This window comes from Acinetobacter sp. CFCC 10889 (genome assembly GCF_003268395.1).
GTDB lineage: Bacteria > Pseudomonadota > Gammaproteobacteria > Pseudomonadales > Moraxellaceae > Acinetobacter.
Map to the genome: position 1 here is coordinate 70,994 of NZ_LQXQ01000007.1, position 24,203 is coordinate 95,196.

A 24,203-nucleotide genomic window follows, 5' to 3' on the forward strand; every position below is an offset into this window, starting at 1 on the left:
AGAATTGATCGATGAGCCTATTTAGCCCCGAAGAACTCAGCGCACTATATCTGTCTGCGAAAGTTGCGCTGTTTGCAACCGCATTTAGTTTGCCTTTCGCTATTGGATTGGCATGGGTTCTGGCACGTTATGATTTTAAATTTAAAGTCATTGTCGAAGCTTTTTTACAACTCCCGATGGTTCTACCACCTGTGGTCTTGGGTTATCTCTTATTGATTCTATTTGGTAATCAAGGGTTTATTGGACAATATTTATCTGCGATAGGCTTTGAGTTAGCATTTAATTGGAAAGGGGCAGTACTGACTTCAATGATTGTTGGTTTTCCTTTACTTGTGCAACCAATTCGCTTGGCATTTCAACTTTCAGATCGGCACTTGGAAGAAGTTGCACAAACTTTAGGTGCAAGTTTCAGGCAAATATTTTTTAAAATATATTTACCTTTGGCATATCCGGGTATTTTAATGGGCTGTATTTTAGGTTTTAGTCGTAGTCTTGGAGAATTTGGTGCAACGATAACATTCATTGGTAATATTCCCGATGAAACCCGTACTATTCCCATCGCGATTTATTCATTTTTACAACAACCAGAGGGAGAAATCATGGCAATGCGTTTGGTTGTATTGTCATTGATTTTGGCATTTGGAGCTTTGATAAGCAATTTTTACTTGATGAGGAAATATCAGAGAACTGTAGAATAATAACAACCATCTCAGTTTATTCATTACTAAAATAAAAAACTAAAATAGCGATAGTGAAATTATTTATGGTGTTTAATACATAATTTATTTATATAAATCAAATACATGAATAATTTCGCATAATGTTGATGCGTGATTATGTTACTTGCACTGCACCTGCTAAAAATGCCTTTTTCCCGACCAGAAAAGGGCATTTTTGTTTATGACAATTGCAGTGCATTTAACATAGTCCGCATTATGGGAAAGCAAGCTACACAATAAAAAAGGGCGAATAAATCGCCCTATATTTAGTAATCAGGATCAACATAGATTATTAGTCTTTTTTTAGTATTTCTTCACGATATTTTAATACATCAGATGTCTTAATATCTTTAAGGTGTTTTCTAATAAGTGCATGAAGAACATCAGATTCTTTTATACGCATTTTGGTTTCAATCATCATATTTAATGTGATTTCTTGAAGCATTTCTTCCTCTTCATCTCGAATTCTTACAGTTGTGGACATTCATTTGCTCCAATGTGATTTGTAATTTATATCGTATTACATATTGGCAAGCAACATATAACATGTTATTTTCCTGTTAAATGTAACTTGTGACAAATTACAAAATGGAAAAACAACAGGCTTTAGCAAAGATAGAAGAGTTGATCACTTATTTTCACAGTGATCCTTTTTTGCGCTCAGAACGATTCGATGCTTGGTCAGAAGCATACGACTTGATGTACGACTTACATCAGGCACGTCACATTGATGCATTGGAGCTTTTAGAGCTGCAACAACGTCTATCGACATTTCCTGAATTACAAACACAAAAATCATTTGAATCTGTTGCCAAAGTTGTTTTTGACCGTGCTTGCCAATTGATCATTGGGGGGAATCCTGCATTTGAATCTGAAAAGGTTCTTTTTCATCTTGAGATGGTGATGCAGGAGTGGGGCTATAAGTCTGCTGTTGTCGCTGAATACTGCGATTCAGTCAAAGAAGAAAACGATGTTATGCGTGAAATGGGGATTGAATAATGTTGGCTAAAAAACAATCAATACCGCAAGTTTGCTCGTGGGGAATGGGATTTTTAGAGACCCCCATTAATAAGATGCCAGTAACCATTTCTCACTGGAGATATTTATGAAGTTTTTAATTTTAGCTTTAATTTTCATTGTTTTTATTGCGTGGCTTTTCTTTCCTAAGCCTCGATAAATAGAGCGCAGATTTCGCATAATGTATATTATGTTAAATGGGATATCAGAGATTGCACCCGATCAACAGCAAGTGTTGGCGCAACTTTTACTATAAATAAATCGCCGTTCGTTAATCAGAAGATCTTTATTCTCCACAAAAAATAATATGCCGCCTTTATTCATTGTGAATTTTAACTAGATTAGGGATTACTCTTAGTATCAGACTATAGTAGCTTAAACACAATTGGACCAATAAAAACCATCATGATGCCTGAAATAATCATTGCTAAACTAGCAATTACCCCCTCTTCAGCATGACGTTGTTTTGCCCTTGCAACACCCATTGCATGTGCACCATTACCTAAAGCAGTACCATTGGCGATTTTGTTATGACCACTACTACAGAGTTGCAGGATCAAATCACCAAACAACATACCAACCAAACCTGTAATGACTGTAAATAATGGAATTAAACTTACAGATGCATTAATTTTTTCAGTGAGAATGAGTGCAAAAGGAATAGAAATTGAACGAGCAAATAAACTATTTTTCACGATGCTATCTAATTGAAAAATTGAAGCTAAATACCAACTACTGAGCATACCTATGCTCATGGAAATACATGAACTCAGGATTAAAACTTTAAAATTTTTACAGATCATCTCTCGATAATGAAATACAGGCACTGCAAAAGAAATGGTAATTGGAGCTAACATCCATACTAAAAATTGCGTATAGTGATAATAATCTATGAAATTTTTATTGCTGAGATAAATGAGAATAATACATAAAATAGGAACTGTAATAATTGGAGAAAAATAAATTTTTTGTGTTTTTAGAAAAAATGTCTTAGCACAAAAATAACCAATAATTGTGATAATAAGAAAAAATATTGACCAAATATTCATTAACAACCTAAGATTTCATCAATAAACGGACAGTAAATATTGAGCTCAACATCACCAAACATGTACTAATAAAAACGACGATCAGAATTTTCACACCATCTTTGATTAATAGGTCTTGATATTGAATAATACCGACAACAGGTGGAATAAAAAATAACAAAAGCTCTGCCAGTAAAATATTTGCACCGTGTTCAACATATTCAACTTTCAAAAAATTTTTCTGTAGTAAAAACAGTAATAAAAAAAATCCTAATATACTACTCGAGATTTGAATATTAAAAATGGACTGCAATTGATCCGCTACTGCCCAAATCAAAAAAATAATGAAAATCTGAGAGGCATTTATTGAAAATTTTGCAAATAAATTTGAATCTAATCGCTTTTTTTTACTCATGATGCCGTAGACAACTGCTTAGCATTAAAGATACGAGTTGTCATGTATTCACTATAAACTGATAATTTTTCAAAAACATGTTCAGAATAAAACATATCATCAACTAGATGTGTTGCCTGATCCAGTGTCAATGTAACCAATGGCACTAAAATTTGAGCATTCATTTCTGCAAAATCAGCACATAGTTCTACGTATTGTACATCTTTATTTTTAAATAATAATTTACGCATATCTAAATCTAAAATATCTAATTTTTTATGCGTTGAAGAAATCATAAAAATACGTACACCAAATTGTATCTCTAAGCTTTTTAATTGATTTGAATGAGTTTTAATCTCTGAGAGAATAAAAATATTTTTGACTTTTTTATTACATAAAGCTGCAAATAGGTATTGATATAAAAATACAGTATTGTCCTGTTCTATATCACTAAACTGAATGGAGAAATTCAAATCCTGCAAAATTTCAGTATTTTTTGCTAATTCCATCTCACTAGTATCAAAATATTGATTGAAAATATTAGATACCGTTTTGGTTTTCGGTGTCGTATAAATTGTTTTCTGATTTAAATTAGACAAAATAAAAGGCGAAAATAAATAAGCAATGTCATAACTTTGTAAATGAATCGCACTTTGAATAATTGCAGTACAGTTAGCCTGTGCTTGTATTCTACATTGAGCAGCATGCAATAACCGTGTTGTAAGCTCATGTAAATCGAGATCTAGGCATTTTAAAATATCGTCAAAACATATTTCACTGTTAAAAACTTCACTGAGTTGTTGAAGTATTTCTGTTTTAAACATACATGATTCCAATGCATTTATTTTACGCTGTTATAGTATAGAAAGCTTATTCTCTTTCATCTATACACAAATTTTGGCTAATTTTTTATAACAGATTAATTTTTTGTTTCCTCCTTAAGCGTGTGTCAAACTCTCCCAAACCAATTGTAAATTAGGATTTACATTTATTTTACTTTTTAAAATGTGAATTTCTTGCCTTGAATAATAAGACTCGTTCCCAACTATTTTTAATTTTTTTTGTTTAATTTCATTATTTACAACATTTTTAGGCAGCCATGCTACACCTAAACCCTGTAAAACGAGTTCTTTTAAATCAAGTGCATTATCTGTTTCATATAAAATTTTATAATCAAGCATTTGAATTTTTTGATCTACATATTTCCTCAAATAGGCTTTAGAGCCATACATTAATAATGGAATATTCTCATCTTTTTCAAAATCATAATTTTGCTCAACTGTACATACAGGAATAATATCCATTTCTCCTAATCTACAATGCGCAATTAAGTCCTCATCCAAGGAATTTAATAAAGTAGTATCAGCATAGCAAATTAAAAAATGACAACCGCCCTCTTTTAGATTTTTTAGTCCCTCACCCACGTTATTAGTAATAATTTCAAGATGGAAATCCTTTAATTTTTCAGGTAAAAATTTCACGACTTGCGAAAAATAGTTCGACATTAAAGAATGTGAAACTGAAAATTTAATAATTTTATCTTGTGTATTCAGTTTATTCAGTAAGCCCAATGTCAGATCAAGTTGATCTTTAATATTTTTCGCAGTAGATAAAAGCACTTGTCCAACTTCATTAAATTCGATATTTTTCCCATTTCTAATCAGAATTTCTTGCCCTAAATCCATCTCAATTTGTTGGATTCTTCTTGTAAATGCGGACTGTGTGACAAAACGGATTTCTGCAGCTTTAGAAATAGACTTCATCTTATCAAGTGCCAAAATATCTTCAATCCATCGAATATCTAAACTCATTGGGCATTCTTCCTCTGATTAAAACATCTACATTGTATGCAAAAAATGCATGCATTTTACATTTTTTGCATTGGTCAGGCTGATTTTTTACTTTTATGCTTTTATTAAATCTTCATTGGACAATATTCATGTCTCAGCACCGTTTAGAATCAGATTTATTAGGTCAAAAAGAAATTCCTGCTCAAGCTTATTATGGCGTACAAACATTAAGAGCTCTTGAAAACTTTAATTTAAGTGCAACAAAATTATATCACTTTCCTTTATTTATCAAGGCACTTGCGATGGTGAAATTGGCTTGTGCAGAAGCGAACCATCGTACTGATCTACTATCTAGTGAAAAGTTAAAAGCGATTCAATTTGCATGCAATGAATTAATACAAGACAACTACCATGATCAATTTCAAATTGATATGTTACAAGGTGGTGCGGGTACTTCGACCAATATGAATGCGAATGAAGTTATTGCAAATATTGCTTTAGAGTTTATGGGGCATGCAAAAGGTGAATACAAAAATTTACATCCAAATAATGATGTCAACATGTCTCAATCCACCAATGATGTATATCCGACTTCAATTAAACTAGGCTTATTACTCAGTTTAGAAAAATTAACTCAGCCATTCAATGAGTTAATCGAAAGTTTTGCGCAAAAAGGCATTGAATTTGCCAATGTTGTTAAAATGGGACGCACTCAGTTGCAAGATGCTGTACCGATGACTTTAGGACAAGAGTTTTCAGGTTTTTCAGTCACGTTAAAGAAAGACATCGAAAAAATATTAGATATTTCTTCTGAAACGCTGTGTTATGTCAACCTTGGTGGTACTGCGATTGGGACAGGGATCAATGCTTCTGAACAGTATAAAAAAGAGGCACTAGCAGCACTATCAGATATTACGCAAAGACCGATGATGACTGCGCCACACTTGATCGAAGCCAGCTCTGATATGGGTGATTTTGTATTATTGTCAGGTTTACTGAAACGTACTGCAACTAAATTATCAAAGATTGCCAATGACTTACGCTTACTTTCAAGCGGTCCTCGTACAGGTATTAATGAGATCAATTTAGAACCTCGCCAACCAGGCAGCTCGATTATGCCAGGCAAAGTGAACCCTGTTATTCCTGAAGCAGTAAACATCGCATGTTATCAAATCATTGCGAATGATTTAGCGATTACTTTAGCAGCAGAATCAGGGCAATTACAACTCAATGCTATGGAACCTTTGATTGCACTTAAATTATTTGAGTCGATTGATCTGTTAGAAAAAACAGTCAAAATGTTTAAAAATTACTGTATTGATAGCGTAACTGCGAATGCATCACACTGCAAAAATTTAGTCGATAATTCAATCGGTATTATCACTGCACTGAATCCATACCTTGGTTATGAAACAACAACACGTATTGCCAAAGCTGCCAATGAAACAGGTAAAAGTATTCTCAGTATTATCGAAGATGAAAACTTACTGAGTAAACAATCTTTGGATGATATTTTTTCCATTAAAAATTTAGTCAATTTCTAAACAGTATAGAATAATTTATGGATAGGGAAATGTAATCGCATTTCCCTATTTTACTTAAATATTGATTTAATTATAAATTTATAAAAAACCAACCTCTTTAAATAAGTTTTGATACGCTTCAGCTTTCAGATCTAAAGCCAATGGATAAGCCCGAGACGATGAAGGCATTCGATATAAAGTAATAGCTCGCTGATCAAAAGTCGTCTGTACGGCATGCCCCATCTGCGGTTTGTTAGTTCCCTCAGGCATGGACAACATCAAGGTATCAGTGGCTTTGTCCCCTGTGGTCATGATATTTGTGCATTCAGGCATTTGATCCAACAATAATTTTAAATCAGTCGGTGTTTCAATCTGTAGGAATTTATCTGAAGCATTACCTTTTAAACGGATGACCTGATACGCCGTGTCAAAAATCGCAATGCCCTTTTCATTTAAAAAATCACGTATTTTTTGTTCTTTGAAGTTCTTATTAGGTAAATCCAAAAAATAGTCTTTATCCTGAAAAAAGATCAAACCAAAAATCCGCCACATGTCATTGTGGTAATTCGGATAATAGAAATCCATTTTCCAGCGCGTTTTTGGTGGTGGAAAACTACCGAGCATTAAAAGCTTGGCATTTTTAGGTAAAAATGGTTGTAATGGATGAGTTTCGATGATGGATTCAGTCATTGATCAAATATTCATGATTTAATATTTACCCATAAATCATAACATTCAATCCAAAGTTTGGAATGAAATTAGAACTGTATCCAAGTCTTGTTTTCCAATCTATTTTAAAATTATTAAATGCATTTGGTTTGGATTTGATTGTTACAAGAAAATAAGTTTCAATAAAACAAAGGAAACATGACGTTTCCTTTTGCTAAAACATTAATCTAAATTTTTTAGTCGAAAATATTGATGTTTTCTTTTTGATTGATGCTTCCAATTTTTCCCGCCATAGCAAGAAAATGGAGCATAACCAGCCGTCCAAGAATCCATCAATGGTCGACCGCGTTTACATCTGAGTTTAAGAAAATAATATCTATACTCAATCTCATGCAAGAAAAAATTACTTTTTTCTTGTTTTACACTGTATTTGCGGTCTATTCTGTCTTGACGATTAGGAAAAAATTCATCGTCATAATCACCAGTTAGCCCTTTTTTAACAACTTTTACATATTGCGGTTTAAGATGTTTAAGTTTATCCATATTGCTCTCATTAGGTAGTTAAAACCTAATAGAGTGTTTTTGCAAAATAATTCATTATTTTCTCATTGTTGGATTTTCAATTATTCTAACATCAAAATTTATTCAAAATATATTGAGAAATTTGATGCGCCCAAAGCTGATAAATCTCTTTACTTGGATGGAAACCATCTTCAGCCATATCAAGGTTGAGTGCTTTGAAATGTGCCAAATCAAACTGAATGAATTCAAAACTTGATTTTTGAGCCACAAAATTTGCTAATTTCTGATTCATCGCCGTGGAATATTGCCCAAATAACCATGCCAAAGGATTCGGCAACGCAGGAAATAAATGCATGGGCGGGACACCTGTGACAAGGACTAAATCAGGCGAAAATTTATGTTCTATTTCATGATAAAAAGCCTGTTGTTGCCCAATCCATTTTTGCGGTGAAATCAACTTGGTGACATCATTGACACCCACTGAAGTGATGACAACATCAAAGTGCTGATTGTTTAATAATTTTGTTCGTTCCAATACCTGTAAAGTCGTATCCCCCGTTTTGGCTTCAAGTTGGTAGGTAATAGCAAAGTCATTTTTTAACTCAAACAATAATGCGCCTAATAAGGCATTTTCTTGTTGCTCTACGCCTACACCTGCCGCAGCCGAATCACCTAAAATCAAAATGGATAAAGCTTCGCCCTGTCCAATCACACCTTGGCGATCACCCAAGGCTTCGGCTAAACGTGGGGTATTTTTCTTGACTTGGTAGCCTTGTAATATTAATGAAGGAAGCAAGCCGAATGTGAGCAATTTAAGTCGTAACATGAAATTTTCAGAAATAGAATTATTCAAGGCGTGTTATTGTTAATTATACGGTTAAAGCTTAGAATAATCAGGTATTTTATATTGACTAAATTATAATCCTATCATCTTTTCGCAATGTTCAAGGGGTATGTCTTGGCTAAAAAACTTGAGCATCAGATGCAGGAAAATGAAGTCAACACATTTATTCATTCACTTGAAAAATTGATTGAACTTAAACCATGCATAGAAAAATTAAAAAAATTTATTCACCATACCAATGCAATACCGAGCATCCATTTACAAGTGAATGATATTTTAAAAAATATCGAAAAAATTCAGACACAGCCTTTTCTTTTACTACAGTTACAACGTCTAGCTGAAACTGAAAAATTATCTTCAGATCCGTTCAAGCATCAGCAGCAGCAGTTTAAAGAAATTTTGGCGGATTATGATCTCCAAGTAAGTACAGCATCAAAACTCAGTATAGATCCTCATTTTAAAATGGATCGCTATAATTCTGCGATTGCAAAATATCAACAATGGTTATTGGATCTACTTTTTCTGTTGTATTGTTTTAATTTCAACAAATCAGCATTAACAACGTATTTTATTGAATCTTATGTTATTTTTATGCATGATATTTATCAGGCACATGTGACTACCAAGATTTCATTGCGTGATCAGGCTTCTATAAATGGCATAGTATTGGCAGAAATTCCACGTAATACGATGGTCAATGTTTATGGCAATACGATCAATGACTATTGGTTAAAAGTTTCTGTTGATCTTGATGGCATAGAAACTGAAGGTTATGTACAAGCGATATATTTAAAGAAAAAATAATCAAGCAAATAAAAAGGAAAGCTTTAAAACTCTCCTTTTATTCAATTTTTGGACATTGAAAAGATTAATTTTCTAAATCATTAACCTAATTTATTCACAATTTTCAGTGGCAATACTTTCATTGCAAGTCCTAATGGCAACCATGGCCATTGCGGAACATAGGCTTTCACAGGTTGTTTTTCAATGGCTTTGACCAATAAATGCGAGCCTGTTTCCACATCCACTTCAAATGGTAATTTTTTCGCACCTTCATTAATTTCAGTACGGATATAACCCGGGAAAATCGTTGAAACTTTGATTTTGGTATCAATCAGTTCCGCACGAATGCCTTCTGCCAATGCAGCCACACCTGCTTTACTTGCACCATACGCCGTTAAGTGTTTTGGCATACCACGAATGGCACTCATGGATGAGATCACCACGAGATGACCAAACTTTTGTTCACGGAATATTTCGACAGCCGCTTCGCATTGCGCCAAAGCAGAAATGAAGTTGGTTTCAACCGTTGCTCGGTTAATTTCAAATTTACCATTGCCAATACGACGTCCATCACCCACACCTGCATTGACAATAATTCGATCAATCGAGCCAAAGTCTTGTTTAAATTCACGAAAGACTTGAAATACTTGATCGTAAGCAGTTACATCCAATGTTTTTGCAATGACTTTTACGCCGTATTTTGATTCAAGTTCTTGTTTCAGCATTTCAAGACGCTCTAAACGTCTTGCACAAATCGCTAAGTTATAGCCTTTTTGGGCAAATTCTCGTGCCATGCCTGCACCGATCCCCGAACTTGCACCTGTAATCAAAATCGTTTTTGCCATATTGTATTCCTTAATTTTCTAAAAATTTTAATAAATCTATATCAAATAATTCAGTAGATTGAATATTTAAATCTTATCCACTCTGCGGAGTCATACATCTAAAATTTTAATTAGGCGAATAGCCTTCGGCTCGACCTACTTTTCTTTCGGGAAAAGTAGGCAAAACCATTGTCATCCGCAAAACTCGTCAAATACCATCTGTTGATATTAGCAATCGCAGAAACATTATTCATCGAATCTAGTCTTGCCTCAAACAGTTGCGGACGACATCTCCGAGTATCAAAAAACTATCTAGAATCCAAATTTTTTAAATACTGTGAATTTGAATCAATTATAAAAAATGCTATATCAAATCCACGTTAGAAGTTGCGGATCTGCTGCTTTAATAAAATGGTGTTCATTTAAACTGAGTAATTGTGGTTCATTTCCCACCAAACGCAACGTGGTTAAACTTGCATTGGCAATCGCCCAATTTAACGCAAAGGTTTTATTTGGACTGAGTTCCAACAATTTCCCCGCTGCAACCGAGATCACACCACCCGAAGTAAACACCACTGCATAGCGAGGCTTCGTCTTTGCCAATTCATCACAGAGATTTTGTAACGCCGTTTCAACACGATTTTTAAAGTTTGGCCAAGACTCGTCATATTCATGATGATGATCTCCCCCTGTCCAACGTCCAATTGCCCCTTCAAAAATTTTGGCTAAATAGGCTCTTGGACTTTCTTCTTTGGCAACGTCTTCACGCAGTAAATGCGGTTCATTAAAGCGTGGATCATACTGTGCAAATACTTGCTGATGATTAAACTCATTCCAAGCACTGTCTGTCACGATTTGAACTTCAGGAAAACATTCCGCCAAAGCAAAATTGGCCGTTTGTTGATGGCGTTGCATCGAACCCGCAACAACATAAGGCGCTTCTTTCAAAATTTTTTCGAAATACTGTCCTAAAATTTTTCCCTGTAACTCACCATTGGGAGAGAGTTTGTCATAACTTGCTGCACCAAAAGACGCTTGTCCATGACGAACCAAATAAATCGTGGTCATTTTGCTAAAATTTCCTTCATTTTTGTCATATATTTATGTGCAATTTCATTGGCTTCAATTTTCTGCATACCAATCAATTTTAATGCACGAATATGTAAGGCATGAATCACGATCCAAAAATCTTTAAAGGCAGGATTATTGGTCTGTTTGTGGTAATAACGATAGTAAATTTGTTGGGCAATGACCGCCAAACGGAAAATGCCGAAAACTTCGTAAAACGTCCAATTCTCAGGTTGTAAGCCTGTTTTTTCCAAGTAATATTCCACCACTTCTTTACGGGTAAACATACCTTTTAAATGGGTTGGTTGACGACGGGTCGATTTAAAAATTTGATTGTCGGTATCTTCGACCCAATATGCCAATGCTGAACCCAAATCCATCAATGGATCACCAATGGTCGCCATTTCCCAATCCAATACACCGATGACTTGGGTTGGATTTTTTGGATCGAGAATCACATTATCAAAGCGCCAATCATTATGAATCACACAACTTGTGGAGTCCGCAGGAATATTTTCATTCAGCCATTTACGGACAAATTTAAAACTTGGTACATTGATGGTATGGGCTTTCTCGTAACGATTGTCCCAACCTTCCACTTGACGACGACAATAACCATCACCTTTGCCAAGCTGTTCCAACTTGGTGCCTTGAAACGGAACTTGATGTAATTCGATCAATTTATCTAAAACATTGATGCACAATTCACGGACTTGCTCTTCTTGAAAATTGAGCTCATACGGCAGTTTGGCACGTGGGATAATCCCTTCAATGCGTTTCATGACATAAAAATCGCAACCAATCACCGATTCATCCTGACATAGCGCAACCATTTCAGGCAATACAGGATAATACGGTGCAAGCCAATTTTGCACGTTAAATTCTCGTGCCATGTCATGAGCAGATTTGGCTTTGGTACCTTTGGGTGGACGCCGTAAAATTAAATCAGCATTGGCATATTTTAAGCGATAAGTCCAATTTGAAGCACCACCTGAATATTGCGTGACTTCGACAGGTCCTGAAATTTCTGAACCATTTTCAATCAGCCAATTACCGACTGCCCGAATATCGAGTTCTTCACCTTCACGTACATTTCCACCAATATCAATCACTGACATGCGTTTTCCCTGATTTTTGATTTTCAATTGTGTATTTCCCCATGTCCATCATTACATAGGGAAATGACTTTTCAAATAATTAAAGTTTACTTTTGACGTGCACCACCATAACCACGTTTTTTCAGCTCCAATTTTGCGATCATGCCTTTATGCACTTCATCAGGTCCATCCGCCAAACGTAAAGCACGCGCCTGCGCAAAGAATCCTGTCAGTGGTGTATCTCTTGACACGCCTGCACCACCATGAATTTGTATTGCCATATCGACCACTTTTTCAAGTACAGATGGCGCAACGACTTTAATCGCAGAGATTTCGGTTAAAGCTGCCATATTGCCTAAAGTATCCATTTTATACGCTGCATACAAGGTCAACAGCCGTGCTTGATCAATGGCAACCCGAGCTTCAGCAACACGTTCAAGATTGCCACCAAGTTTAAGAATTTCTTTACCAAAGGCTTGGCGACTCATGCCACGATCAATCATCAATTCTAAGGATTTTTCAGCAGCACCAATACAACGCATACAATGATGAATTCGCCCCGGTCCTAAACGCCCTTGCGCAATGGCAAAACCTTGCCCTGCACCGCCAATAAAATTGGACACAGGTACACGAACATTATCAAAGCTGACTTCACCGTGACCGTGTGGTGCATCATAATCACCAAATACAGGCAGCATCCGTTCAATGGTCACGCCTTTTGTATCAACAGGAACGAGAACCATCGAATGTTGATGATGACGGTCTTTGCTTTCATCAGGGGTATGTGCCATAAAAATAATGATTTTTGCATTGGGATCACCCAAACCTGAAGACCACCATTTACGTCCATTCAAGACAATTTCATCACCATCGACCACCGCCGTTGCTTGCATATTGGTGGCATCGGATGAGGCAACCTCAGGTTCAGTCATACAAAAGACGGAACGGATTTTTCCATCCAATAAAGGTTTCAACCATTGTTCTTTTTGCGCTTCTGAACCATAACGCCAAAGCACTTCCATATTGCCGCTGTCAGGCGCATTACAGTTAAATACGGTTGGTGCAATTAAACTGCGCCCTGAAAGTTCAGCAATATGGGCATATTCCTGTACCGATAAACCTTGACCCAATTCAGCATCAGGCAGGAACATATTCCAAAGACCTGCTTGTTTTGCTTTATCTTTTAAAATTTCAAGTTGAGTCGGCCATTGCCATTTTGTCCAATCGCCACCTTGGTTTAAATGATGAACCGCATGCCAAAATTCTGTTTCTACAGGTTCAATTTCATTTTGAATAAAAGCTTGGGTACGTTTTACAAAATCCTGCGCACGTACTGAAAGTTCAAACATTTTTATATCCTTGAAAATGTGTGTGGTGCTTTACAACAGCATACGATCAACTTTACTATGAATAAAATGATTTTATTAAATACTGCTCTATGAATACTATTCATAATAAAACTGACTTGGATTTATCGGTTTTCCACCGTATTGATATTAATTTATATCCACTTTTTATTGCGATTTATGAACAAAGCAGTATTACCCAAGCCGCACAAATCCTATGTGTCAGTCAATCTGCGGTCAGTCATGCACTGCAACGTTTACGCTTACTGTTAAAAGATGACCTTTTTATCCGTCATCAACAAAAAATGCGCCCAACCCCTTTTGCAGAGCAGATTTATCCGCAAATCGTGCACGCATTGGCACTGCTGCAACAACTCTCCAATACGCAGCAAGACTTTAATCCAAGCATGGTAAAAACCTTAAAAATTGCCATACATGATGAAATCGAACCGCTGATATTTCCAAGACTTTTCCAACATTTCCAAACTTTAAATTTGGATATTCAATTTCTCAGCACGAAACTTGACCGTAAAAATATTCAAGCTGAACTTGCGACACAACAAATTGATTTTGCAATTGATCTGCAACAAAATTATGGCAATAACATTGAGTTTCAAACCCTGATTCAAGATAAATTTGTGGTCTGTAGCCAACAAAAAATGATGAATAAACAACACTATTTTTCAGCAAAACATATAGGTGTTTCATCAAGGCGTACAGGTATTTTATTGGAAGATTCTTTTATTCAACAACACAATGTTTCACGGCAAATTTTACTGCGTTGTCAGCACTATTCTACGGCTTTACAAATTTTAGCCCGTGATCAAGATGCAGTGTTGACCATTCCACAAGAAGTTCTGAGTCATTTGTCGGTTGCACAAAATATTGAAGTTTTTGATCACCCTTTGAATTTGCCTTTGATCAATATTGGAATGTTTTGGTCTAAAGATTTATTGAAGAATTCGAGGCATGTGTTTTTGCGTGAGCAATTTATTTCTATTTTTGCTTAGGCTATTTTGATCGGTATAAATGGATCTGATTATGGAGAAAGTTGCTCAAAATCAAATGATTTGAAAATTAACAAAAAAATTTCCATTCATCATAATTTCCCACCGTAATCGAATCAATCACGGCATGATCAGGCAGTTCTAAAACAGTGTCATATAACTCGTCATTGGGTGAAGCCAACCAAAGTACCATGCCAAAATTTTGATTTAAAATCAAAGCGCCATTTGCCATAACGAGATCTAAACTGATCTCTTTCAACTGCTGCAAGGTCATGCCTGCATAGACCTGCCCCGCATATTTTCCTTGATATTCAGTTTCAGCCGTTATCCCAATGATCACGCCATCACGAGATGCCACGCTCAGTACACCCTGTAAATGAAAATACTCAATGCTTTGATTTGAAAATATATTTTCCTTATGTTCACATCCCATCATCAGCAATTCATCTCGATATACTTCAATATTTGCACCGAGTTGGATCTGTGCAATCGCTTGATAAGGAATAATATCTGCTGTTAAATCAACCATTTCCTCTGCCCTGTCTTAAGATGTTCTGATTCATTTTAGATATTATTTAGATTAAATATAGTCATTGCTAAAAGTTGCATTGGACATTTCTATAGAAAATTTAAGCCCTTGCATCTGTTTTAGAAATTTAGCTTCAGGATTTTGCAATTTTCCACCATTTTCAATGGTGAATTCTTTGAGTTGACGCAATCGTTGTAAAGGCAATAAACAGTCAAAATTCCCCATTTCACTTAAATAAATCGTTTCAAGCTGTGGTAATTCAGCCAAGTTCTGCATCACCTGCTTTGCATTTTTACAACGGCTCAGCTCAATATCCTGTAGATTTTTTAGGTGTTTCAACCAACTGATGTCTTGTAAACTTTTGATATTCACCAAATATAAAGCGATTAGATTCGGAAAATTGCGCAGTGTTACCCATTCACACGGCGCACTTTTTTCAAGCGCTAAAGTCTTGATTTGGTTATTTTGTGGGAATTGGAATCCCTCCACCGTAAAATTTTCAAGAAAAAGACAATTCAGCTGTGGATGATCAAATAAATGCTCAAATCGAGGGCTGTATCGTGTAAAAAGTTCCTGTAATTGGGGCAGTCGTTGCCAATCAATCGGCTCTCGTCCTGTAAATTTGCAATGCTTAATTTCAAGTCTGCATGCCTTTTGAAATTGGTATAAAAATGCACTGTTTTTAATACTCAAATTGGCTAAATGCACAATCTCCATATCGTTAAATATTTCAATAAAGTCATTGCTTTGTGAATTAAAAATATCACAGTGCTGCCCATCGAGAATCAAATTTTTAATTTGATGATTCTGTATATATTGCTGTACTTCTTTGGGGGGATCAGATTGTTGCAATACCAAAAAACGCGCTGCCCTTTCAGGTGCTGTACTGCCGATATACATGCAATGCCCTTATATGATTTAAATGAAATATGATTTTAGAATACAACCCATAACATAGAAAAAGAGAGTTATTTTTCTATTATATTGCCAATTTTATATTTGAATGCAATAAAAAGCCTGAGCAAAATGCCACTTGCTCAGGCTGATCACAACATAATCAATTCAGCTCTTTTTAATAAGCGAGCTGAATCAACATCCTAAAAAATCCTGCGATCACAGCAAGTGTTAGAAAACCACCTAGCCATAAAATGATAAACCATTGAGTTTGAGATAATTTCAATGTCGTCACCTCTATTTCTATGTTCGATATGCCAATGAAGTATCTAAATTGCTTAGGCTATTTACACCACCTAAGCAAACCGATTGCACTAAACTTAATGATAACCTTCATCACCCACACGGACTTTGTCACGGAATACCCAATATGACAGCCCTGTATAAATCAAGATGATTGGAATCAAAATCAATGCACCAATTAAAGCAAATAATTGACTGCTTTGTGGTGCTGCTGCATCCCAAATCGTAATGGATGGCGGAATGATATATGGCCATAGACTGATCATAAAGCCTGTATAAGCAAGGAAAACCAAAGCCAAAGTATAGATAAATGGGCTCAATTCAGCACGATTCTTACATGCACGTAGAACGAGCCATGTAAATATCACCACCAAAATTGGTACAGGGCTAAAATACATCAACTGCGGTTGGCTAAACCAACGTGCTGCAATTTCAGGATGCGCCATCGGTGTATAGATACTCACTGCCCCAAAGATTACAAATAAAGCAATAATCATTTTCGGCATCAGTTTATACATACGATCTTGCAAGTCATGGTCGGTTTTAAAGATTAACCAACCACATCCCAAAGCGGCATAAAGTACAACCACCCCAATCCCTGTAAATACAGTAAATGGAGTCAGCCAATCTAGCCCTCCACCCGCATACATGTGATTTTCAACTTTAATGCCTTGGATATACGCACCCAAGATCATGCCTTGGAAAAAACTCGCAAGAATAGAACCACCAATAAAAGCTTTATCCCACAAATGCTTGGTACGATTGGCTTTAAAGCGGAATTCAAAAGCCACGCCACGGAAGATTAAAGCGATGACCATGAAAATAATCGGTAAATATAAAGCGGATAATACAGTGGCATAGACCATCGGGAATGCCGCATATAATGCAGCACCACCAAGTACCATCCACGTTTCATTCCCATCCCACACAGGTGCGACAGTATTCATCATCACATCACGTTCGTGTTGATCTTTGAAGAATGGAAATAAAATCCCGATTCCCAAATCAAAACCATCCAACACCACGTAGATAAATACGCCAATGGCAATAATAACAATCCAAATCAGAGATAAATCAATCATTATTTACGCTCCTGTTCATTGCTATTTTGAGTATTTGCATCAACATCTAGGCTTTCTTCCACTGTACTGAGTGGACGTTTAGAAGCAAGAATCACCGCTTCTTCGCTATGTACTATGCCCTCAGGGCTTGCATGGATAAACTCAGGACCTTTATGCATCAGTTTCAGCATGTAATAAATCCCGATTCCGAATACCACGCAGTACACCACCACGAAAATAATCAAAGTTAAACCAACTTGTTCAGCAGATACTGGCGACAAGGCATCTTTAGTGCGCATTACGCCATAAACCACCCATGGTTGACGACCGACTTCAGTGGTAAACCAACCTGCAAGTAAGGCAATGAAACCTGAAGGTCCCATCACAAAGGCAAAACGGTGTAACCATTTATTTTCATACAGCTTGCCACCTTTGCGTAATACCAATGCAAATAGTGCCAAGAGAATCATCAATACGCCTAATCCGACCATGATGCGGAAACTCCAAAACACCACCAATGAGTTTGGACGATCTTCTTTGGCAAATTCCTTTAAACCGTTCACCTCTCCATCCATACTGTGGGTCATGATCAAGCTGCCCAAGTTTGGAATACCAATCGCATATTTCGTCTCTTCTGCTTCCATATCAGGAATACCGAATAAATATAACGGCATACCTTCGCCTTTATTGGTTTCCCAATGCCCTTCAATGGCAGCCAATTTGGCAGGTTGATGTTTCAAAGTATTTAAACCGTGATTATCACCAATGATCACTTGTAAAGGTGCAAGGATGAGAATCATCCACATTGCCATGGAAAATGACTTTTTCACCAAAGCATCACGGCGACCCTTGAGCAAATGCCATCCTGCTGTTGATGCAACTAAAAGTGCTGAAACAAGGAATGCTGCTGCAGCCATGTGGGCTAAACGATATGGAAATGATGGGTTGAATACGATTGCAAACCAATCTTGCGGCACGATGATGCCATTTTCAATGCTAAAGCCTTGCGGGGTTTGCATCCAACTGTTAGAGGACAAAATCCAAAACATCGAAATACAAGTTCCGACTGCTACCATGGCTGTGGCAAAGAAATGCGCTCGAGGTCCTACACGCCCCCAACCAAACAGCATGATACCGAGGAAGCCTGCCTCTAAGAAAAAGGCGCTTAAAACTTCATAAGTCAGCAATGGACCTGTCACAGAACCTGCTACACGGGAAAATTCACTCCAATTGGTACCGAACTGATAACTCATTACCACACCGGATACCACGCCCATACCAAAAGCCACGGCGAAGATTTTGACCCAAAACTTAAATAAGTCTTGATATACAGGGTCTTTGGTTTTTAGCCAACGCCATTCCAACACAGCAAGAAAGCTCGCTAAACCAATGGAAATTGCAGGGAAAATAATATGAAAAGACACAGTGAAAGCAAACTGAATGCGTGCCAATTCAAGTGCTGTAAGTCCTAACATAACACCACCTCAACCTTTTCAAGCCATTCATTCTTTAATACGGCATTGTGCAGTTTTTGTTTTACGCCTTTAGCATAAACACAATGCGGTACAACCGTCTGTTGATTTATGATTGCAGTTTTTTTAACCAACTCGGTCAATTTACAACCCAACAAACAAAACAATAGGCGGAACAAATCTCTTCCCCGATTTATTGGGAATAATTGCATTTGCATAATAAATCTCTACATAAAATTCGAAAATTGAGCTGTTGTTTTTATCGCTGAAATATATGGATAAAACACAACAATTCACGACATAAAATTATGCAAAGAGGCTTGGTGGGGCTCGACCTTGCGGCAGGAGATACAGTCGCTGTAAAGCGAAGTAAACATGTTGATGGGTTTTGCTATAGGCAATCAAACGGACTTGTATACGATCCAAAATCTCTTTGACCCCCAACTCAGGAGGTAATACCAAATTGCCATAGACCACACAATACTGACACTGATGGTTACTATCGTGATGGTGACTGTTTTGATGATGAGTCAGTTGGTGTACATCTTGCCAATCGTCTTGAATCTGATCGAGATGTAAAAAATGATGGATGAAACTGTTGTCACGCGCATCTGTATGCTGACGCTGAGAATGTAACAATGAACGGGTAATATGCTCACAGACCGGAGCAATTTGATATTGCTCAGGGAGTAACGGTTGTAAAAAAACCGCAAGCTGTAACAATACTGTTGCAAATGCAAGCAACAGCCCACTACGTCTTAGCACAATTGATTGCCCATTATTGGATCAAAGGTAAGAGTGAAGATTCACTTAAAATTTAAATCATCATGAGACAAACCATAATGGCTTTCGCATTGATTAAAAACCAAGCGCATCACTCAACTTTACATTTCTACTATAGTCTATATTTCAATATTTTTAAAGCATCTTTATTCACTTTACAGCAATACTTATATATTTTTATGCTAAGGAATTGTGCTAGCTTTTATTTAAAGTAATGTTTATATTCTGGATAAAAGAGCACAACAAATATCGTCATAACAAAAATAGCCCAAAATAAGATATTTGACCATTTAATAATCAATAACCGTCTTTCATTTAGTTGAAAACTTTCCATATTAAAAGCGCTTTTATACCAAGATCCTGTATCAATACGTGCACTCGGATTTTTAATCTGTAATTGTTGTAAAAAAGCACTATACATTTGATATTTATTTTTGAGAAAAAACACTTTCTTGAACGTAAAATCCAACTCAAACATTCGAGGATAATCTTGTAATTCCTTCTTATGTGTTAATGTATAGCGTATTTCCATATGATGTGTTTTTCCTACTGAGACCATATGAACAGAATCAATATCACAATAATGGATCTGCTCAGTTGAACCATCTGTAAAAAGAATCGCGACAGTATCAGGGTAAATCTGAAAGTTTTGGATGATTACTTTGGATTGAGATGTATATATCGTTCGATGAAGTAGAATAAAAATAGGCAATATCAATATAACACTGCCCAATATTCGCCAATATTTTTCAATAAAAGCATCATCAAAACCAATCAATATGCTCAATGATACAACCGTATAAACAATAAAAACTAAGATCAGATATTTAATGATGCTACTCATCACATAAGCAGGCTTACCTTTCAGTGGCAATGGAAACTGCTGTTTGTATTGTGTTTTAAACATGTGATCCATACGTTCTTGCTTTTCTACAGCAACCTGTTCCATCCATTGTTGTCTTAAATGATGCAAATAAATCTTATTGGGATCAAATTTTTTCTTTTTTGCTCGTTGTCTATATTTGGTCATATTTTATATTTCACTTAATTCATCATACAAAATTTGCATATTTTATCTTTAAAATCCAATGTCACTCTTACATGGTTTGAGTGTATGAAAGCCCCTTTTAAAATGCAAATGTGATGCACTTGAATATTGATAATCCGAAGCGTATAGTGACATTAATTTAGTTACCCTAGTTAACTATTATGCCACAACAACAAACCTTGCGTGCTTTGATTTTAAAATGTGCCCGTATGCTCAGTGATGCAATTAACCAAATTCTAGAACCTCTAGGGCTCAATTATTCACTGTGGCAAGTGATTTATGTGATTCATTTAAAAAAACATTGTACTTCACTGGATATTGCTGAATATCTCAATGTCTCCAAACCCTCGATCACCAAACGTGTGCAAATCTTGCAACAGATGAATCTACTGACACAATTGGAGACTGAAGATAAGCGTCAAAAAATGCTTGCCCTTTCTGAGCAAGGTTTGCAGCTTTATCAAAGCTGTTCTATACGCATAGATGCCTTTGAACAGCAACTTTTAACGGATGTTTCACCGCAACAACAGCATGATGCAAAATCCACCATGGAATCGGTTATGCAACAACTTCAACTGATGAAATCAGGTGTGATATGAACAGTAAAGTCCCTTTATGGACACGAAATTTTATCTTAGTCAGTGCAATCAATTTCCAATTGGTCCTTATTTTCTACCTTTTGGTGGTGGTCATTGTTGGTTATGTGGTTGCAGAACTTGGTGCGAGTACCGCACAAGCAGGCTTAGTCTCAGGGTTATTCATTGTTGGTACACTGATCGGACGCTTATTGGTGGGTAAGTTCTTAGCACGTTTTGGACGTAAAACTACACTGATTGTTGGTTTAACAGGATTTTTAATCTTTTCAGGCTTTTATTTTATTAAGTTTGATGTGGCAATGCTTCTCGTCGTACGCTTTATGCATGGCTTTATGATGGGTATGGCATCCACTGTCTTGGGCACAATCATCGCTCAAATCCTTCCTCCAACACGACGTGGTGAGGGTATTGGCTACTACAGCATGAGCAGTACTTTGGGTACGGCGATTGGTCCATTTTTAGCGATCTGGATGATGTTACATATTGGTTATCATGCTATTTTTATTTTGTCATCCATCATTGCAATGCTTTGTTTAATCGTAGCATTTTTTGTGAAAATCCCCGACTTACCACAGCAAGAAAAATCTATTCAAACCACAGTAACTGTTGAAAAAAGTAGTTGGCTATCACAATTTGTTGAGAAAAAAGCCCTGCCAATTTCTTTCATTATGTTGTTGACTTCGGTTTGTTATTCTGGGGTTTTATCTTTTGTGAATTTCTATGCCAAAGAAATTGATCTCGTTGAAACTGCTTCAGTCTTCTTTCTCATGTATGCGATTGCAATTTTAATTTCTCGTCCATTTACAGGTCCTTTAATGGATCGTAAAGGTGAAAATATTATTATGTATCCTGCATTTTTAATTATGGCAATTGCTTTATTCTTATTAAGCCAAGTACAAAATTCATGGATGTTATTGTTATGCGCAGCATTACTTGGTTTGGGCTATGGCAATATCCAATCTGTTTGTCAAACCGTAGCTGTTAAAAGTGCCAGTATCGAACGGATGGGTTTTGCAACTTCAACCTTTTTTATCTTTTTGGATGCTGGTTTAGGTTTTGGTCCTTATTTCTTAGGTTTGGCTTTAAACTCAATTAGTTATTCGACACTTTATATGTATAGTGCTGTTGCAGCTTTATTATGTATCTTCATTTATTATGTTTTACATGGCAAATATGTCAAAGCTAAAGCATTGGCTTAACTCATATCAATAAAGAAAAAGAGAACTCAAAGGTTCTCTTTTTTATATTCATCAGCAATATAAGTTTAAAACTCAGGTACAGTACTTTGTATATGTGCTGAACTTAAACCATAAGTGCTGAAAACCTGAGTTTCAGATTTTGTCGCAGATTTCTTTTCGATGAACAGTTTAAAGCTTTTGTCAGAGGTTAAGCTTTTCATTTGGATATAAGGCAAGTCCGTAGCCGTGACCACATTGCTATAACGTGCCAATGCTTCATCGAAACCAATATCACCACGTTTCACACGATGACGTGCCAATCGCTCAGCATTGGTTTTGACCTGTTTACGACTATAGGTTGCATAACCTGCAATTTTAGCTTCAGGCACTTCTCGAATAGATGTGATATGCAAATAATCCGTTAAACGCTCTAACCACTTTTGAATATTTATTTTTTCCAAATCTGCCCGAGTTTCTGCAAAAAGACGAATTTTTTCACCTAAAAAGCCAATGCCTTTTTCGACATTAAAACGATATTGAGGAAAAGAAAGTCCAATATTGACTTTGTTATCCGCATCTTTAATTTCAGCAAATGCGATATGCAACTGCGTATAGATACGTGACCATAATTCATAAGGTGAAAAATCATCATTTTTCATCAAAGTCACTTCAATATAATATTTCATTCAAATGACCTCATCGAATATCTGTAACATACGCAAGCCCTTTTTTACCCAAGTAAAAAGAGGATACGCCTGCATCTTCAATCTTTTCTTCTAAATCTCTCGCTTGTTCTTTAGAAATATTCAGATTGATCGTTAATTTACCACTCGCTTTATGAAGAAGTTGTTTAATCTCCCCCTCACCTTTTATAAACTTAGAATTAATGTATGGATTACCCCAAACGATTTTTTGTTGCCCCGTAGTAAATCTTTCCATTAAATTCTTAGGAGTAAATCCATTATGAGAAATGCCTGTCAAACCACCTCTAGATGCTCTTATAATAGATGTATCATACATTTCAGATAATCTATCTAATTTCAAATATAGAGCAGAACAATACAAAGGTAACACACCCACTTTATTTGCAGATTCTTTTAAAGCAAAATTAGGATAACGACTAGATAAAATTTCAGCTATTTTCGTAATTTCATCTGTTGTTGAAACTTTTATCTTTTTCACCTCTTCCAATCTTTGCAAAATACTTAATGGATCTAGAATTGGAGGAACTTCTGATTCAGTATTTGTATGTTGAATAAATTGAATCAATTCATCCAAATTCATCCATAACACACTCCAAAATTCTTTTGCATAATTTACACTTAGCCAAGGATCACTTAACTTAATCATTCCTGTAAAAGAATTCTGATCTGTACTTCCTGAAATATTTCTCAAATAAACAACTTCTTGACTTAAAACATATTCATCATGAATATCACTATCCTGTAAAGTATCCTCAATACTTTTAAAATAATAATCATCACGACTTCTAGCATCATACAATTTTCGCTGATCTCCAATAAGTCTATTCAATATCCCCATTACAGTATTCTTGGTAATATTTCTAGACTTATAGTTTTCAGCTTTTTTATCGCCTAATGCTGTCATTGAGCCAATAAAATTACGCTTAACTGTATTATCTTCACCATCTAAAAAAGAGTTACGCCATGAAGATTCATATTCAATAATAATCTGCATCACTCACCTC

At 35.9% G+C, this 24,203-nt stretch carries 29 protein-coding genes; 7 read left to right on the forward strand and 22 right to left on the reverse strand.

The genetic code is table 11. From position 1 onward, the window contains the following. Nucleotides 1-11 precede the first annotated feature (11 nt). Entirely contained in the window at nucleotides 12-698 is a 687-nt protein-coding gene (modB, locus tag AVJ19_RS04000) for a molybdate ABC transporter permease subunit (RefSeq protein WP_111858504.1), read from the forward strand. A gap of 313 nt (nucleotides 699-1,011) precedes the next feature. On the opposite strand, the gene AVJ19_RS04005 is transcribed toward modB, so the two are convergent. Beyond that, nucleotides 1,012-1,203 carry a hypothetical protein gene (locus AVJ19_RS04005; RefSeq protein WP_111858505.1) on the reverse strand — a complete coding sequence of 64 codons (192 nt, stop codon included), beginning with the start codon at nucleotides 1,201-1,203 and terminating at the stop codon, nucleotides 1,012-1,014. A gap of 266 nt (nucleotides 1,204-1,469) precedes the next feature. On the opposite strand from AVJ19_RS04005, the gene AVJ19_RS04010 reads away from it, so the two are divergent. After that, nucleotides 1,470-1,718, forward strand: a complete 249-nt coding sequence (locus tag AVJ19_RS04010) for a hypothetical protein (protein WP_111858543.1) — start codon at nucleotides 1,470-1,472, stop codon at nucleotides 1,716-1,718. Nucleotides 1,719-2,101: 383 nt separating this feature from the next. Here AVJ19_RS04010 and AVJ19_RS04015 read toward each other — a convergent pair whose 3' ends face one another. The 4 genes from AVJ19_RS04015 to AVJ19_RS04030 form a co-directional block, all read right to left on the reverse strand. Continuing rightward, a complete protein-coding gene (locus AVJ19_RS04015) occupies nucleotides 2,102-2,785 on the reverse strand; it encodes an LrgB family protein (RefSeq protein ID WP_111858506.1) in 684 nt (227 codons plus the stop codon). Nucleotides 2,786-2,792: 7 nt separating this feature from the next. After that, a complete protein-coding gene (locus AVJ19_RS04020) occupies nucleotides 2,793-3,179 on the reverse strand; it encodes a CidA/LrgA family protein (protein ID WP_111858507.1) in 387 nt (128 codons plus the stop codon). Then, nucleotides 3,176-3,982 carry a hypothetical protein gene (locus AVJ19_RS04025; RefSeq protein ID WP_111858508.1) on the reverse strand — a complete coding sequence of 269 codons (807 nt, stop codon included), beginning with the start codon at nucleotides 3,980-3,982 and terminating at the stop codon, nucleotides 3,176-3,178. The genes AVJ19_RS04020 and AVJ19_RS04025 overlap by 4 nt, the downstream gene beginning before the upstream one ends. Nucleotides 3,983-4,096: 114 nt before the next feature. Continuing rightward, nucleotides 4,097-4,969, reverse strand: coding sequence for a LysR substrate-binding domain-containing protein (locus AVJ19_RS04030; protein WP_111858509.1), 873 nt, complete (start codon nucleotides 4,967-4,969; stop codon nucleotides 4,097-4,099). 128 nt (nucleotides 4,970-5,097) lie between these two features. Between AVJ19_RS04030 and AVJ19_RS04035 the strand changes: the two genes are divergently transcribed. Then, entirely contained in the window at nucleotides 5,098-6,492 is a 1,395-nt protein-coding gene (locus tag AVJ19_RS04035; RefSeq protein WP_111858510.1) for an aspartate ammonia-lyase, read from the forward strand. 78 nt (nucleotides 6,493-6,570) lie between these two features. On the opposite strand, the gene AVJ19_RS04040 is transcribed toward AVJ19_RS04035, so the two are convergent. From AVJ19_RS04040 to AVJ19_RS04050, 3 genes are all read right to left on the reverse strand, one after another. After that, nucleotides 6,571-7,161 (reverse strand): uracil-DNA glycosylase family protein, encoded by a 591-nt coding sequence (locus tag AVJ19_RS04040; protein WP_111858511.1) that lies wholly within the window; start codon nucleotides 7,159-7,161, stop codon nucleotides 6,571-6,573. A gap of 201 nt (nucleotides 7,162-7,362) precedes the next feature. Beyond that, nucleotides 7,363-7,683 (reverse strand): hypothetical protein, encoded by a 321-nt coding sequence (locus tag AVJ19_RS04045; protein ID WP_111858512.1) that lies wholly within the window; start codon nucleotides 7,681-7,683, stop codon nucleotides 7,363-7,365. Between the two features lie 91 nt (nucleotides 7,684-7,774). Continuing rightward, entirely contained in the window at nucleotides 7,775-8,488 is a 714-nt protein-coding gene (locus tag AVJ19_RS04050) for an SGNH/GDSL hydrolase family protein (protein ID WP_111858513.1), read from the reverse strand. Between the two features lie 132 nt (nucleotides 8,489-8,620). On the opposite strand from AVJ19_RS04050, the gene AVJ19_RS04055 reads away from it, so the two are divergent. Continuing rightward, nucleotides 8,621-9,310: an SH3 domain-containing protein gene (locus AVJ19_RS04055; protein WP_111858514.1), complete on the forward strand. Its 690-nt coding sequence runs from the start codon at nucleotides 8,621-8,623 to the stop codon at nucleotides 9,308-9,310. Between the two features lie 80 nt (nucleotides 9,311-9,390). Here the strand turns inward: AVJ19_RS04055 and AVJ19_RS04060 are convergent, their stop codons facing one another. The 4 genes from AVJ19_RS04060 to AVJ19_RS04075 form a co-directional block, all read right to left on the reverse strand. Further along, nucleotides 9,391-10,134, reverse strand: a complete 744-nt coding sequence (locus AVJ19_RS04060) for an SDR family oxidoreductase (RefSeq protein ID WP_111858515.1) — start codon at nucleotides 10,132-10,134, stop codon at nucleotides 9,391-9,393. A 348-nt stretch (nucleotides 10,135-10,482) separates the two neighbouring features. Beyond that, complete coding sequence (locus AVJ19_RS04065; protein ID WP_111858516.1) at nucleotides 10,483-11,181, reverse strand: histidine phosphatase family protein; 699 nt, start codon at nucleotides 11,179-11,181, stop codon at nucleotides 10,483-10,485. Beyond that, entirely contained in the window at nucleotides 11,178-12,299 is a 1,122-nt protein-coding gene (locus tag AVJ19_RS04070) for a phosphotransferase family protein (RefSeq protein WP_111858517.1), read from the reverse strand. The genes AVJ19_RS04065 and AVJ19_RS04070 overlap by 4 nt, the downstream gene beginning before the upstream one ends. Before the next feature lie 86 nt (nucleotides 12,300-12,385). Then, on the reverse strand, nucleotides 12,386-13,627 hold the full coding sequence (locus AVJ19_RS04075; RefSeq protein WP_111858518.1) for an acyl-CoA dehydrogenase family protein: 1,242 nt from the start codon (nucleotides 13,625-13,627) through the stop codon (nucleotides 12,386-12,388). Nucleotides 13,628-13,716: 89 nt separating this feature from the next. On the opposite strand from AVJ19_RS04075, the gene AVJ19_RS04080 reads away from it, so the two are divergent. After that, nucleotides 13,717-14,634, forward strand: a complete 918-nt coding sequence (locus AVJ19_RS04080) for a LysR family transcriptional regulator (protein ID WP_111858519.1) — start codon at nucleotides 13,717-13,719, stop codon at nucleotides 14,632-14,634. A gap of 67 nt (nucleotides 14,635-14,701) precedes the next feature. Here AVJ19_RS04080 and AVJ19_RS04085 read toward each other — a convergent pair whose 3' ends face one another. The 8 genes from AVJ19_RS04085 to AVJ19_RS04120 form a co-directional block, all read right to left on the reverse strand. Then, a complete protein-coding gene (locus tag AVJ19_RS04085; protein ID WP_111858520.1) occupies nucleotides 14,702-15,160 on the reverse strand; it encodes a hypothetical protein in 459 nt (152 codons plus the stop codon). A 51-nt stretch (nucleotides 15,161-15,211) separates the two neighbouring features. After that, nucleotides 15,212-16,060 (reverse strand): hypothetical protein, encoded by an 849-nt coding sequence (locus AVJ19_RS04090; protein ID WP_111858521.1) that lies wholly within the window; start codon nucleotides 16,058-16,060, stop codon nucleotides 15,212-15,214. 172 nt (nucleotides 16,061-16,232) lie between these two features. Further along, on the reverse strand, nucleotides 16,233-16,340 hold the full coding sequence (locus tag AVJ19_RS04095; RefSeq protein ID WP_111858522.1) for a DUF2474 family protein: 108 nt from the start codon (nucleotides 16,338-16,340) through the stop codon (nucleotides 16,233-16,235). A 94-nt stretch (nucleotides 16,341-16,434) separates the two neighbouring features. Beyond that, nucleotides 16,435-17,439: a cytochrome d ubiquinol oxidase subunit II gene (cydB, locus tag AVJ19_RS04100; protein ID WP_087553448.1), complete on the reverse strand. Its 1,005-nt coding sequence runs from the start codon at nucleotides 17,437-17,439 to the stop codon at nucleotides 16,435-16,437. Then, nucleotides 17,439-18,893: a cytochrome ubiquinol oxidase subunit I gene (locus tag AVJ19_RS04105; RefSeq protein ID WP_111858523.1), complete on the reverse strand. Its 1,455-nt coding sequence runs from the start codon at nucleotides 18,891-18,893 to the stop codon at nucleotides 17,439-17,441. Before AVJ19_RS04105 ends, cydB begins: the two co-directional genes overlap by 1 nt. Then, nucleotides 18,887-19,108 carry a hypothetical protein gene (locus tag AVJ19_RS04110; protein WP_111858524.1) on the reverse strand — a complete coding sequence of 74 codons (222 nt, stop codon included), beginning with the start codon at nucleotides 19,106-19,108 and terminating at the stop codon, nucleotides 18,887-18,889. The genes AVJ19_RS04105 and AVJ19_RS04110 overlap by 7 nt, the downstream gene beginning before the upstream one ends. An 88-nt stretch (nucleotides 19,109-19,196) precedes the next feature. Then, nucleotides 19,197-19,655 carry a DUF2946 domain-containing protein gene (locus tag AVJ19_RS04115; protein WP_111858525.1) on the reverse strand — a complete coding sequence of 153 codons (459 nt, stop codon included), beginning with the start codon at nucleotides 19,653-19,655 and terminating at the stop codon, nucleotides 19,197-19,199. Nucleotides 19,656-19,875: 220 nt separating this feature from the next. Then, entirely contained in the window at nucleotides 19,876-20,703 is an 828-nt protein-coding gene (locus AVJ19_RS04120; RefSeq protein ID WP_111858526.1) for a hypothetical protein, read from the reverse strand. A gap of 179 nt (nucleotides 20,704-20,882) precedes the next feature. On the opposite strand from AVJ19_RS04120, the gene AVJ19_RS04125 reads away from it, so the two are divergent. Together AVJ19_RS04125 and AVJ19_RS04130 are read left to right on the forward strand one after the other, a co-directional pair. Next, the gene (locus tag AVJ19_RS04125) at nucleotides 20,883-21,320 is read left to right on the forward strand and encodes a MarR family winged helix-turn-helix transcriptional regulator (RefSeq protein WP_111858527.1); all 438 of its coding nucleotides are present in this window, start codon (nucleotides 20,883-20,885) and stop codon (nucleotides 21,318-21,320) included. After that, on the forward strand, nucleotides 21,317-22,516 hold the full coding sequence (locus AVJ19_RS04130) for an MFS transporter (protein ID WP_111858528.1): 1,200 nt from the start codon (nucleotides 21,317-21,319) through the stop codon (nucleotides 22,514-22,516). The genes AVJ19_RS04125 and AVJ19_RS04130 overlap by 4 nt, the downstream gene beginning before the upstream one ends. Nucleotides 22,517-22,581: 65 nt before the next feature. Here the strand turns inward: AVJ19_RS04130 and cas6f are convergent, their stop codons facing one another. Next, nucleotides 22,582-23,181 (reverse strand): type I-F CRISPR-associated endoribonuclease Cas6/Csy4, encoded by a 600-nt coding sequence (cas6f, locus tag AVJ19_RS04135; RefSeq protein WP_111858529.1) that lies wholly within the window; start codon nucleotides 23,179-23,181, stop codon nucleotides 22,582-22,584. A 10-nt stretch (nucleotides 23,182-23,191) separates the two neighbouring features. Next, a complete protein-coding gene (gene cas5fv, locus AVJ19_RS04140; RefSeq protein WP_111858530.1) occupies nucleotides 23,192-24,193 on the reverse strand; it encodes a type I-Fv CRISPR-associated protein Cas5fv in 1,002 nt (333 codons plus the stop codon). Nucleotides 24,194-24,203 lie beyond the last annotated feature (10 nt).